Raw genomic sequence first — 12,881 nt, forward strand, 5'->3', positions numbered from 1 at the left:
GGCGGGAGCGGTGGGGCCGGGTCAGGTGGCGATGGTCAGGCGGGTACCAGCCTGCTGCAGGGCGTCGACGCCGTCGGCGTCGGGCTCGGCCTCGGTCACCAGGACCCCGATGTCCCGGGTGGCGCAGAAGGAACGCAGCCCCAGGACCCCCCACTTGGAGGAGTCCAGCGTGGCCACCACCGTGCGTCCGGCGGCGACCAGCGCCTGGTTGGCGGAGGCCTCCTGCAGGTTGGGGGTCATGAGCCCGGCCTCGGGAGTGAAGCCGTGGGCGCCCAGGAAGACCCACTCCACACGCATCGTGCTCAGTGCGTCGATGGCCACCAGCCCCACCAGGGCGTTCGACGGCGTGCGCTCGCCGCCGGTGATGACCACCGTCGGGGCGTCGCGGTTCTCGGCGCGGGCGGCGTCGGCGGCGTCGAAGAGTACCTGCGCGGCGGGAAGCGAGTTCGTGATGACGGTCAGGGTGGGGAAGTGCTCCAGCTCGGTCAGGGCCTGGGCGAGCGCCAGCGTTGTGGTCCCTGCTGACAGCGCCAGGGAGTCCCCGGGGCGGACCATGGCGGCCGCGGCCTGACCGATGCGGCGCTTGGCCTCCAGGTTGAGGGTCGACTTGGCGGTGAATCGCGGCTCGAGGGTGGTGGGGCCGGCGGCCACCGCCCCGCCGTGGACGCGCTCGACCAGCCCCTGGGTGACGAGCTCGGTGATGTCACGGCGCACGGTCATCTCCGAGATGCCCAGCTCCTCGACGACGTCGGCCACCCGGACCCCGCCGGTGGCCGCGACCCGTTCCAGGATGTGCTCCTGGCGCTGACGGGCGAGCATCGGGGCCGGGCGGGGCGATCCGACGGCGGAGGCTGAGGGGCCGGGTTGCATGGGGACAGTCTGCCAGACCTCGACGTCGAAAACGCCATGTCCGCACGTTCCCGCACAGAGTCGCACAGGCGGCGGCGGGGCGACCGTTCCACCCGTTCGGTCGGTCATGGCACACTTATCCCGCTCGTGCCGCGCTCCCGGCTGGGATAACGGGGGTGTGACACGGTAATGTGTTCGGGTCACCCTCGTGGTCATGCGTTCTCCGGACGCAGGAACTCACATCAACCCGGTCAACCAGTCATCCCGTAGGAGCCCAGGAGTCATGCAGATCCCCGCACCAGACGCGCACCAGTGCGTCATCGGTGTGGCCATCGCCCTGCCCTCCCATTACGCCGCCCAGGTCCGTGCGGTGCGGGAGGCCGCCGGGGATCCTCTGGCCGAGGTCGTGCCGCCCCACATCACGCTGCTGCCGCCCACGGCCGTCGACCTCGACTCCCTCGACGAGGTCGTGCGGCACCTGCGCGATGTGGCCGCTGGGACGAGCCCCTTCGAGGTGCGGCTGGACGAGGTCGGCACCTTCCGGCCCGTCAGCCCCGTGGTCTACCTCGGGCTGCGCAGCGGCGCCGAGGAGTGTGACCGTCTTCAGGTACGGGTGCGCGACCGCCGGGGACCCCTGGCCCGTTCGCTCAGCTTCCCCTTCCACCCTCACGTGACTTTGGCTCACGAGGTTGCCGAGGACGGCCTCGACGTCGCGGCGAGGAAGGGCGCGGACCTGACCATGGACTTCACCGTCACCGAGCTTCATCTCTACCGACACCGTAGCCGGCCCGCCGGCCACGGCGGTGGCCGGTGCTCGGCTTCGGAGGGGAGCTGGGACGTGGTGGCCGCCTTCGCCTTCGGGGGCTCCCTGGCCCCTGACGCCTCCGCCGACACTGCTGTGCCCGCAGTGTCGGTGCCCCCGACGGCTCCGGCGGTGTCGGTGTGATGGAGCGCGTCAAGGAGCTGCTGGCGGCCGGGCGGCGCACACGGGTCGGCCGGGCCCTGATCCGCTACGGCACGGCGCGCGGCGCGCTCATGGCCGGAGGAATCGCCTACACGGGCATGTTCTCGGTCTTCGCCGTCCTCGTCATCGGCGTGAGCATGCTCATGGCGATGCTCGGTCAGCACCCCACCATCCGGGCCGCCGTCGTGGACTCCATCAACTCGTTGCTGCCCGGGGTCATCGACACCGGCAACGGCAAGGGGCTGGTCTCGGTCGAGCAGCTGACCCTCCCCTCGGCGCTCAACCTGGGATCGGTGCTGGCGGCCGGGGCCTTCATCTACTCCGTCATCAGCCTCATGGGCACTCTCAAGATCGCCTTGCGGGCCATGTTCGGGCTGGTCAATCCCGTCATGAGGCCGGTGGTCGGGCAGCTGGCGAATATTGCGGGGTTCCTCGTCATCGTGGCCGGAGTGCTGGTGACGGCCGTGGCCTCGGTGGTGACGACGACGCTGTCGGGCAGTGTCGGTCGTTCCCTGGGCCTGCCGCAGTCGCTGACCGGAACCGGGGCGTGGGTGATGACGCTTCTGCTCTCCTTCCTCATCGACACCGGTGTCCTGGCGCTCCTCATCACTATGTGTGGCATCCGCCCGCCCCGACGCGACCTGCTGCAGGGCTGCATGCTGGGCGCCTTCGCCCTGGGCGTGCTGCGGCAGGTGGGGACCGGGGCGGTCGGCTCGGTGACGCGCAACCCGCTGCTGGCCTCCTTCGCGGCCATCGCCGTCCTCATTCTGTGGCTGCACCTGACCAGCCGCGTCGTGCTGCTCGTGGCGGCCTGGATGGCCAACCCGCCGCTGCCCCGGGACGTCGACCACCCCGACGAGGTCCACGCCCACGAGCGCCCCAACTACGTGACGCTCTCCGTGCCCGAGACCCTGACCTGGCCCCGCCAGTCCATCACCGGCAGCCTCGAGGCGGACCCGACGGCGCACCCCGACTACGTCCCCCCGGTGCCGATCCCGTGAGTGCATGGAAGTACTTCTGGGAGAGGTGGGGAATGGTAGTGCTGATGTCCGAAGGCGAGTTTCTCACGAATCAAACGATGGGGACGACGTGTTCTTGAGGCCTCAGATGCCTACCAAGTCGATAGGGAATAGATACGCTGGTGGTTCGTGAATCCTGGGTTGAGATTCTCGTCCACGCGGGTAATACTGCGTATCGAACACATTCCTTGTTCTCTTCCCTTGAAAGGAGTCGTTGTGTCGGCGGCTAAACGAGTGCTCATCTTTGCGTTGGTTCTGCTGGTAGTGGGGGTGGGGGCCATTGGGGTCAGTCTTATTCCTGCGAGCGGAGAGGCCCCCAAGTACGAATGTGTCACCGATGGGTCCGTCAGTTCCGGGTTCAGCGATCCGGACCAGGGGGACTGCCCCATCACCATTGAGAGCTATCAGGCTCGTGCCGAGTGGAAGAGTCAAGGATGGCTTGGCGAGAGCGCCTATACGGTTCGCAAAGCAGCGGCCGGTGGAGTGGTGCTCGGCATTATTGGTTTGATTGCCGCAGGTGTCATGAAAGCGACCCAGCGGAAGAAGGGCTCTCGGCCCGGGATGTAGATGCTGAGACTGGGGCGGTGGTGTGTGCGAGGTTGCGGTCCGAGCGCTAGCCTGTGGCGGTGACTGAGATTTCTGGCAACCCTGGCAAGCCCGATCGCGCCGTACAGCCCGACAGCTCGGCGCCGGCCATTCACGCCATCATTCCCGCCGGAGGTGCGGGCACCCGGCTGTGGCCGCTCAGCCGACGCCACCGCCCCAAGTTCCTCCTCGACCTCACCGGGGCCGGCCGCAGCCTCCTGCAGGACACCGTTGAGCGCCTGGCCCCACTGACCGCCACCACGACGGTCGTCACCGGCGTCGCCCACATCGCCGCCGTGGCCGACCAGCTCCCGAGCGTTCCGCGCGACAACCTCCTGGCCGAGCCCTCCCCGCGAGACTCCATGGCGGCCATCGGTCTGGCCGCCGCCGTCATCGCCCACCGCCACGGGCGAGACGCCGTCGTCGGCTCCTTCGCCGCCGACCACACCGTGGCCGACCGGGTCGCCTTCGCCGACGCCGTCCGCCAGGCCGCCCGCCTGGCCGAGCAGGGCTGGGTGGTCACCATCGGGATCGAGGCCACCGGCCCCTCGACCGCCTTCGGCTACATCCACGCCGGCGACCCCACCGACGTGCCCGGGGCCCCCGACGGACGCCGGGTCCTGGGCTTCACCGAGAAGCCCGATGCCAACACCGCCGCCGCCTACCTGGCCACCGGCGACTACCGCTGGAACGCAGGCATGTTCGTGGTCCGCGCCGGCGTCCTCCTGGACCACCTCGCCGAGCTCAGGCCCCAGCTGGCCCAGGGCATCGAGGCCATCGCCGCCGTCTGGGACGCCCCCGAGCGCGAGGAGGTCCTGGCCGAGCGCTGGCCCGCCCTGGAGAAGATCGCCATCGACCACGCCATCGCCGAGCCGGTGGCCGCCGCCGGGGGAGTGGCCACTGTGCCGGTCTCCATGGGCTGGAACGACGTCGGCGGATTCGACGCCCTGACCGACCTCGTCCCGCCGCGCACCCAGGGGCCGGCCACCGGTGTCGGAGTGCTCGACGACACCGACGACACCGACGGCTCTACCGGGACGGGCACTGCCGGCGACGCCGCCCCCGCGAACCCCCGCGCAGAGATCCGGGCCCTCGACTCCGACGGCGCCCTCATCGCCGCCACCTCCCGACGCACAGTGGTGCTCCTGGGAGTGCCGGGCGTCGTCGTCGTCGATACTCCCGACGCCCTCCTGGTCACCACCCCCGAGCACGCCCAGGACGTCAAGAGCGTCGTCGACGCCCTCAAGGCGGCCGGCCGAGAGGACCTGCTCTAGCCGAACCACTGCACCGCGGGCGCAGCAGCCGGCGAAGTCGCTGGGACCGCTGGAACCGCTGAGGTCTTGAGGGGCCCGGCGCCGGAAGAAGACAGTCCTCGGGCGCCGGGCTCCTCATTGAAACCACGACGATCACGAGCTCATCCCGGTGGAACAGGTGGTGTGAGAATGAGAGGTTCTCGCCTATCCTTGACACTCGAATGTGTCCCCCGTCGCACGCGAGAACCACGGAGGTTTCCATGAAGAAGGCCTGCTCCGCGATGACGCTCGGCGCGGCCGTGGCCCTGGCCCTGGCCGCCTGCGGGACGCCACCGGCCCAGCGGCCCGCCCGCAACCTGGAGGGCGCCAAGAACTTCACCGCCTGCATGCTCTCCGACGAGGGCGGATTCGACGACCACTCCTTCAACGAGTCCGGCAAGAAGGGCCTGGACCGGGCCGGCAAGGAGCTGGGAGTCAAGACCATTGCCGTGCAGTCGGAGAACTCGGCCGACTACGCCACCAACATCTACGCGCTCATTCAGCAGAACTGCAAGCTCGTCATCGGCGTCGGCTTCAACATCGCCGCCGACCTGACCGAGTCGGCCAAGGCCAACCCCGACATCCAGTTCGCCCTCATCGACGCCTCCTTCATCGGCGCCGACGGCAAGCCCGCCACCCTGCCCAACACCAAGCCGCTGCTGTTCAAGACGGCCGAGGCCGCCTACCTGGCCGGGTATGCCGCCGCCGGTACCTCCCGCACCGGGGTCGTGGGCACCTACGGCGGCAAGCCCCTGCCCACCGTCCAGATCTTCATGGACGGCTTCGCCAAGGGCGTGGCCCGCTACAACCAGGACACCGGCGCCCAGGTCCAGGTCAAGGGCTGGGACACCACCACCGGCAAGGGCGGCTCCTTCGTCGGCAACTTCACCGACGCCGCCAAGGGCCAGGCCATCACCGAGCAGTTCATTTCCCAGGGCGCGGACATCATCATGCCGGTGGCCGGCCCCGTCGGCCAGGGCACGCTGTCCTCCGTGCGCCAGAAGAACGACGCTGGGGGCACCAACGCCGTCATCTGGGTCGACTCCGACGGCTACACCTCCTCCGGTGACGGCAGCATCATCATGACCTCCGTGGTCAAGGAGATCGGCAACTCGGTCTTCGACACCGTCAAGAACGCCTCCGAGGGGAGATTCTCCTCCGAGCCCTACATCGGAACCCTCAAGAACAACGGGGTGGCCGCCGCACCCTTCCACGACTTCGACTCCCGGGTGCCGGCGCCGGTTAAGGCCAGGCTCGAGGAGCTGCGAGCCCAGATCATCGACGGGTCCCTCGACGTCTCCACCCCCTACGACCCCTCCTGACCGCCCGGCCGGGGCCGGCGCCCCGAGCCTCCACCGCCACCCGGAAGCGAGTCTGTTGTGAAGCTTGAGCTGCGCGGGATCACGAAGGCCTTCGGGCCGCTCGTGGCCAACGACCATATCGACTTAACTGTCGAACCCGGCCAGATCCACGCCCTCCTGGGCGAGAACGGCGCGGGCAAGTCCACGCTCATGAACGTCCTCTACGGCCTCCACCAGCCCGACGCCGGAGAGATCCTCATCGACGACGAGCCCGTCACCTTCTCCGGGCCGGGCGACGCCGTGGCCGCAGGCATCGGCATGGTCCACCAGCACTTCATGCTCGTGCCCGTCTTTACCGTGGCCGAGTCCGTCGCCCTGGGCTACGAGCCGGTCGGGTCGCTGGGGCTCCTCAACACCGGCGCCGCCGCGGCCAAGGTCACCGAGATCTCCCGCCGCTTCGGCTTCGACGTCGACCCCCACGCTCTCATCGAGGACCTGCCCGTGGGCGTCCAGCAGCGCGTGGAGATCATCAAGGCCCTGGCCAGAGACGCCAGGATTCTCATCCTCGACGAGCCCACCGCCGTGCTCACCCCGCAGGAGACCGACGAGCTCATCGCCATCATGCGCGAGCTCAAGGCCTCGGGCACCTCCATCGTCTTCATCACCCACAAGCTGCGCGAGATCCGCGAGGTCGCCGACACCATCACCGTCATCCGCCGCGGCCGCGTCGTGGGCACTGCCGAGCCCACCGTCTCGGCCGCCGAGCTCGCCGGCCTCATGGTCGGCCACGACGTCTCCTTGACCGTCGACAAGCCCCCGGCCGACCCCGGGGACGATGGACTCACTCTGGAGGGCATCAGCCTCATCGAGGATGGCACCACCCTCCTTGAGGACATCGACCTGCACGTGCGCGCCGGCGAGATCCTCGCCATCGCCGGCGTCCAGGGCAACGGCCAGACCGAGCTGAGCGAGGTCATCCTCGGGCTACGGCCGCCCACCGCCGGCTCCATCGCCTTCGACGGTCAGGACGTCACCCGCCACACGGTGCGCCGCCGCCTGCGAGCCGGACTGGGGTTCGTGCCCGAGGACCGCACCACCGACGGCATGGTCGCCGAGCTCTCCGTCGCCGAGAACATGGTCCTGGACCGCTACGACGACCCCTCCCTGGGGCGGGGCCCGTCACTGTCCCCGACGCGCGTGCGCCACGCCGCCCACCGGATGCGCGAGGAGTTCGACGTGCGCGTCACCGACGTCGATGACGCCATCTCCACCCTCTCGGGAGGCAACCAGCAGAAGGCCATCCTCGCCCGTGAGCTCTCCCGGCCCCTCAAGGTCCTCGTCGCCTCCCAGCCCACCCGAGGCCTGGACGTGGGCTCCATCGAGTTCGTCCACCAGCGCATCGTCGCCGAGCGCGACACCGGCACCGCCGTCCTCATCATCTCCTCCGAGCTCGACGAGATCTACGCCCTGGCCGACCGGATCGCCGTCATGTACCGCGGACGGATCGTCGGCACCGTCCCGGCCGACACCGCCCGCGACGCCCTGGGCCTCATGATGGCCGGCACCCCCGCCGAGCAGGCCCTCGACCCTCAGGAGCAGACACGATGAGCACCCCCACTACCGGCTCCAGCACCGAAGCGACCCCGACGCCCCTGTCCGAGGACCACTCCGAGGAGCAGACCAAGCACGGCCCGAGCGGCCAGGGCGCCCTGTTGCGGCAGGTCGCCTCCTCACCGGCCGTCGTCGGGTTGCTCGCGGTCCTGACCGCCCTGATCCTCAGCTCGATCCTCATCCTCGCGGCCGACTCCGAGGTGCGCTACACCGCCACCTACCTGCTCAACCGTCCCGGCGACTTCCTCCACGCCACGGCCTCCACCCTGAGCGAGGCCTACAGCTCCCTGTTGCGTGGTGCCGTCTTCGACTGGCGCGCCACGACGGGCGTGCGCATGATCCGCCCCATCACCGACACCCTGACCAACGCCACCCCGCTCATCATCGCCGGGCTCGGCATGGCGGTGGCCTTCCGTGCCGGCCTGTTCAACATCGGCGGCCAGGGGCAGATGATCCTTGGGGCGATCACCGCCTGCTACGTGGGCATCGCCTGGAACCTGCCCCCGGTGGCCCACCTGCTGCTCGCCGTCGTCGGGGCGGCCCTGGGAGGACTGGTGTGGGGCGGCATCGCCGGCGTCCTCAAGGCCCGCACCGGCGCCAACGAGGTGATCGTGACGATCATGCTCAACTCCATCGCCGCCCACCTGCTGTCCCAGGTGCTCAGCCTCAAGGCCTTCAACGGGGAGGGGGAGACCGGCAACCGCAAGTCCCTGACCGTGGCGGATGCCGCCCAGTACCCCTCACTGGCCGGCGACTCCTTCCGCCTCCACGCCGGTTTCCTCCTGGCCCTGCTGGTCGCCGTGGCCGTGTGGTGGCTCATGGAGCGCTCCCGCCTCGGCTTCCAGCTGCGGGCCACCGGCCTCAACGCCGACGCCGCCCGCACCGCAGGCATGAGCGTTCCCTGGGTGACGAGCCTGGTCATGATGATCTCCGGCGCCCTGTGCGGGCTGGCCGCTACCGCGCCGGTCCTGGGCACCCAGAAGAGCATGGACGAGTCCGTCGTGGGCACCATCGGCTTCGACGCCATCACGGTGGCGCTCCTGGGTCGCTCCCGCCCCCTGGGGACCGTGCTGGCCGGCCTGCTCTTCGGGGCGCTGCGCGCCGGGGGCACCGCCATGCAGGCCGCCCCGGGCACCCACATCAAGATCGTCCTGGTCCTGCAGTCCACGATCGTGCTGTTCATCGCCGCGCCGCCCCTGATCCGGGCCATCTTCCGGCTCCCGGAGCGCCGCGACACCCTCGGCGGCACCGCCCCGTCCCCCGCCTCAGTGCCGGCCGCAGCCCCGGCCGCTCCCGCCGTGAAGGAGGCCTGAGCCATGAGCGCATCAACCGCTTCTGCCGACTCTCATGCCGCGACCGCACCGGATGCGTCCGCGCCCGCGGCGCTGGCGCCCATGGATCTGAAGATCCCGATCACTGGCGTCGTCGTGCTCCTGCTGCAGGGGCTCATGGCTCTGGGGGCCCGCGGCTCGACGACCTTCGACCTGACCGCCTCCTCCGACCTCTTCCGGCTCGGGGCCCCCGAGCTCAACGCACGCCTGGTCATCCTCACCACCGCCGGGATCGTCGCGGCTTCCACCGCCGTCGCCTTCGACCGGGCCCGGCGTCGCAGCAGGATCCCGACCTGGGTCGCCGTCCTCATCGGCATCGGATTCGTCCTGGCCTTCCTGGCCTGGGCAGGGGCCGGAAGCCGCGGCGTCATCCCCCTGGTGACCATCCTGTCCTCCGCGCTGGGACTGAGCGTCCCCCTCGTCTACGGCTCACTGGCCGGGATCATCGGGGAGCGCTCGGGCACCATCAACATCGCCATCGAGGGCCAGCTCCTGGGCGGGGCCTTCCTGGGGGCCGTCGTCGCCTCGGCCTGCTCCAACCCCTGGGTGGGGATCCTGGCCGCCCCCGTAGCCGGAGTCCTCGTGGCCCTCCTGCTGGCCCTGTTCGGACTGCGCTACCGGGTCAACCAGATCGTCGTCGGCGTCGTCCTCAACGTCCTGGTCTCCGGGCTCACCGGCTTCCTGTTCTCCACCTTCCTGTCCTCCAGCCCCAGCCTCAACCGGGCCCTGCGCCTGCCCACCCTGGCGGTGCCGCTGCTGTCCCGGATCCCGATCATCGGGCCGGTCCTCTTCCGCCAGACGATCCTCGTCTACCTCATGTACGCGGCCGTGGCGGTCCTGTCCGTCATGCTCTTCCGCTCCCGGTGGGGGCTGAGGCTGCGGGCCTGCGGTGAGCACCCCAAGGCCGCCGACACCGTCGGCATCAACGTCATGCGCACCCGCGTGGCCAACCTGGCCCTGGCCGGGGCGCTCGCGGGACTGGGAGGGGCCTTCTTCACCGTCGGCTCGGGCCTGTCCTTCGAGAACGACATGACCGCCGGCAACGGCTACATCGCCCTGGCCGCCATGATCCTGGGCGCCTGGCGGCCCCTGGGCTCCCTGGGGGCGGCCCTGCTCTTCGGCTTCGCCACCTCCGTGGCCCAGACCCTGCCGGTCATCGGCAGCTCGGTCTCACCGGACATCATCTCCATGATCCCCTACATCGTCACGATCCTGGCGGTGGCCGGATTCGTGGGCAAGGTGCGTGCGCCGGCCGCCGAGGGGGTGCCCTACCCGTGAGCAGCATCGTGCCCACCGAACTGACCGACGCCCACTGGCGGGCCCTGCACGAGTTCGCCGTGGAGGCCATGACCCACGCCTACGCCCCCTACTCCCGCTTCAAGGTCGGTGCCGCCGCCCTGGTCGACGACGGCCGACTCGTCTCGGGGTGCAACGTGGAGAACGCCGGCTACGGCGTCACCCTGTGCGCTGAGTGCGGCCTCGTCTCCGAGCTCACCCGCACCGGGGGCGGGCGCCTGGTCGCCTTCGCCTGCGTGGACGCCCACGGCCGGGCCCTGGCACCGTGCGGGCGCTGCCGCCAGCTCCTGAGCGAGCACGCCGCCGACGGTATGGTGCTGGCCATGCCCTCGGGGATGATGAGCATCGACGAGGTCCTGCCCGACCGCTTCTGCGCCGACGACGTCGAACGCGTCGTCGGTCAGCAGAGCTGAGGGCCGGCTGACCAGCAGCCACAGATGGAGGAGAAACCCCGTGACCGTCCCCGCCGCACCGCCGGCCGTCGAGCCCTTCGACGCCGTCGACGTCATCGCCGCCAAGCGTGACGGCGCCGCCCTGACCGACGCCCAGATCGACTGGGTCGTGGAGGCATACACCCGCGGCGCCGTCGCCGAGGAGCAGATGAGTGCTCTGGCCATGGCCATCTACCTGCGCGGTATGAGCCGGGCCGAGATCGCCCGCTGGACCGAGGCCATGATCGCCTCCGGGGAGCGCATGGACTTCTCCGGCCTGCCCCGCCCCACGGCGGACAAGCACTCCACCGGGGGAGTGGGGGACAAGATCACCCTGCCGCTGGCGCCGCTCGTGGCCGTCTTCGGCGTGAGCGTCCCCCAGCTGTCCGGGCGCGGGCTCGGGCACACCGGCGGGACCCTGGACAAGCTGGAGTCCATCCCCGGCTGGCGGGCCGACCTCACGGGCGAGGAGATCGCGACGATGCTCGATGCCGACGGCCCCGGCGCCGTCATCTGCGCCGCCGGGGCGGGACTGGCCCCCGCCGACAAGCGCCTCTACGCCCTGCGCGACACCACCGCTACCGTCTCCTGCGTCCCCCTCATCGCCTCCTCGATCATGTCCAAGAAGATCGCCGAGGGGACCGGCGCCCTCGTCCTGGACGTCAAGGTCGGCTCGGGCGCCTTCATGAAGGAGTTGGGCCAGGCCCGCGAGCTCGCCTCCACCATGGTGGCCCTGGGCAACGACGCCGGCGTGACCACCCGCGCCCTGCTCACCGACATGTCCACCCCGCTCGGGCTCACCGCCGGCAACGCCCTCGAGGTCGCCGAGTCCCTCGAGGTGCTCGCCGGCGGGGGACCGGCCGACGTCGTCGACCTCACCGTGGCCCTGGCCCTGGAGATGTGCGCCGCCGCCGGCAGACCCGTCGAGGAGGACCAGGCCCGCGCCGCCCTGGCCGACGGACGCGCCATGGACATCTGGCGCGACATGATCTCCCGCCAGGGAGGTGACCCGGACGCACCCCTGCCCCTCGCCCCGGAGACCGAGACCGTCACCGCCCCGGCCGACGGGGTCCTCACCACCTTGGACGCTCTCGCCGTCGGGGTGGCCGCCTGGCGCCTCGGGGCCGGGCGGGCCCGCAAGGAGGACCCGGTCCAGGCCGTCGCCGGCGTCACCATGCACGCCAAACCGGGCGACGAGGTCCGCGCCGGCCAACCGTTGCTCACCCTGCACACCGCCACCCCCGAGCGCTTCACCCGCGCCCGGGAGGCGCTCGCCGGCGGCATCGTCATCTCCGAGGCCGGATCGCCGGAAGCGGCCGACGCCGTCGCCCGCCGGGAGCGCGGCGTCATCCTGGAGCGCATCGGATGACCACGCCCCGGCCGGTGGCCCCCGCCATCGTCGCCCGAGCCGTCAACTCCCGGCTGCGAGTGGGCCGCCTCACCCAGGCGGGCCAGGCCATCACCCTGACCCAGACCGACGCCACCACCTGCGGGCCCACCTGCCTCCTGGCAGCCCACCTGCTCCTGGCACCCGGCCAGCGCGCAGCGGTGACGGACGACCTCGCCCAGGAGATGACCGCCTCGCCACCCGGCCGGGAGGGCAAACAGCTGATGACCGTCCTGTCCCGCCAGCAGCTGCGTCTCCAGCGGGCCATGAATGTCCGCGGCCTGGGGATCCTGCCCTGGCCGAAGGCGCTGGGCTCCACGCCCTGGTCCGTGGCCCGGCAGATGACCGACATCGTGAGCACCTGCACTCCGGGCGGAGGGCGCCGTCGTTACACGGTGAGGTGGGTGAGCGACCACGGGCCCGCCTGGGGCAGTGAGGTCGCCTCGATCCGTGAGGTGCTGGCAGGCGGGCTCCCGGTCATCCTGGTCACCGGCGGCCCGCTCGTCCTCGACGCCGACGCCGAGGGTGAGCCCACGGCGAGGGCGAGGCTGCGCGCGTCCCTGGCACGCACCCCGGCCGTGCCCCGCCACTACGTCCTGGCCCTGCCCTGGCGGACCGTCGGGCAGGACGACCCCGGTGAGGGAAGCGCGCACATCTACGAGCCCTCCAGCGGCGCCGTGCGCCCCCTCGATCTGACCGTCCCGCGCGACCCGCACCGCCCCGGCCCCCGCGAGCTCGGCAACTGGCCCCGCGTCCTCGCCGTCATCGCGCCCGAAAACAATCCATGACGAGTACCAGTTGTGTGGGAGTGATAT

12 protein-coding genes are annotated in these 12,881 nt (G+C 70.7%); 11 read left to right on the plus strand and 1 reads right to left on the minus strand.

What is annotated here, in order from left to right; all coding sequences use genetic code 11:
- Positions 1–21: 21 nt before the first annotated feature.
- A complete protein-coding gene (locus tag HMPREF3165_RS06805; RefSeq protein ID WP_020991847.1) occupies positions 22–819 on the minus strand; it encodes a DeoR/GlpR family DNA-binding transcription regulator in 798 nt (265 codons plus the stop codon).
- 313 nt (positions 820–1,132) lie between these two features.
- Here HMPREF3165_RS06805 and HMPREF3165_RS06810 point away from each other — a divergent pair, with 313 nt between their 5' ends.
- The 11 genes from HMPREF3165_RS06810 to HMPREF3165_RS06860 all read left to right on the plus strand — a co-directional run bounded on the left by HMPREF3165_RS06810 (position 1,133) and on the right by HMPREF3165_RS06860 (position 12,854).
- Entirely contained in the window at positions 1,133–1,795 is a 663-nt protein-coding gene (locus tag HMPREF3165_RS06810) for a 2'-5' RNA ligase family protein (RefSeq protein ID WP_070511766.1), read from the plus strand.
- Positions 1,792–2,814 carry a YihY/virulence factor BrkB family protein gene (locus HMPREF3165_RS06815; RefSeq protein ID WP_070511769.1) on the plus strand — a complete coding sequence of 341 codons (1,023 nt, stop codon included), beginning with the start codon at positions 1,792–1,794 and terminating at the stop codon, positions 2,812–2,814. Before HMPREF3165_RS06810 ends, HMPREF3165_RS06815 begins: the two co-directional genes overlap by 4 nt.
- Positions 2,815–3,048: 234 nt before the next feature.
- Positions 3,049–3,399 (plus strand): hypothetical protein, encoded by a 351-nt coding sequence (locus tag HMPREF3165_RS06820; RefSeq protein ID WP_070511771.1) that lies wholly within the window; start codon positions 3,049–3,051, stop codon positions 3,397–3,399.
- A gap of 68 nt (positions 3,400–3,467) precedes the next feature.
- On the plus strand, positions 3,468–4,691 hold the full coding sequence (locus tag HMPREF3165_RS06825; protein ID WP_070511922.1) for a mannose-1-phosphate guanylyltransferase: 1,224 nt from the start codon (positions 3,468–3,470) through the stop codon (positions 4,689–4,691).
- Between the two features lie 239 nt (positions 4,692–4,930).
- Positions 4,931–6,031 carry a BMP family lipoprotein gene (locus HMPREF3165_RS06830; RefSeq protein WP_009406014.1) on the plus strand — a complete coding sequence of 367 codons (1,101 nt, stop codon included), beginning with the start codon at positions 4,931–4,933 and terminating at the stop codon, positions 6,029–6,031.
- 57 nt (positions 6,032–6,088) lie between these two features.
- Positions 6,089–7,618, plus strand: a complete 1,530-nt coding sequence (locus tag HMPREF3165_RS06835) for an ABC transporter ATP-binding protein (RefSeq protein WP_070511773.1) — start codon at positions 6,089–6,091, stop codon at positions 7,616–7,618.
- Positions 7,615–8,934, plus strand: coding sequence for an ABC transporter permease (locus HMPREF3165_RS06840; protein WP_070511775.1), 1,320 nt, complete (start codon positions 7,615–7,617; stop codon positions 8,932–8,934). The genes HMPREF3165_RS06835 and HMPREF3165_RS06840 overlap by 4 nt, the downstream gene beginning before the upstream one ends.
- Before the next feature lie 3 nt (positions 8,935–8,937).
- A complete protein-coding gene (locus tag HMPREF3165_RS06845) occupies positions 8,938–10,230 on the plus strand; it encodes an ABC transporter permease (protein WP_070511777.1) in 1,293 nt (430 codons plus the stop codon).
- Positions 10,227–10,661 (plus strand): cytidine deaminase, encoded by a 435-nt coding sequence (locus HMPREF3165_RS06850; RefSeq protein ID WP_070511780.1) that lies wholly within the window; start codon positions 10,227–10,229, stop codon positions 10,659–10,661. The genes HMPREF3165_RS06845 and HMPREF3165_RS06850 overlap by 4 nt, the downstream gene beginning before the upstream one ends.
- 40 nt (positions 10,662–10,701) lie before the next feature.
- Positions 10,702–12,048, plus strand: a complete 1,347-nt coding sequence (locus HMPREF3165_RS06855) for a thymidine phosphorylase (RefSeq protein WP_070511783.1) — start codon at positions 10,702–10,704, stop codon at positions 12,046–12,048.
- The gene (locus HMPREF3165_RS06860) at positions 12,045–12,854 is read left to right on the plus strand and encodes a hypothetical protein (protein ID WP_070511786.1); all 810 of its coding nucleotides are present in this window, start codon (positions 12,045–12,047) and stop codon (positions 12,852–12,854) included. Before HMPREF3165_RS06855 ends, HMPREF3165_RS06860 begins: the two co-directional genes overlap by 4 nt.
- The last annotated feature ends 27 nt before the right edge of the window (positions 12,855–12,881 follow it).

The organism is Actinomyces sp. HMSC08A09 (assembly GCF_001807465.1).
GTDB lineage: Bacteria > Actinomycetota > Actinomycetes > Actinomycetales > Actinomycetaceae > Actinomyces > Actinomyces oris.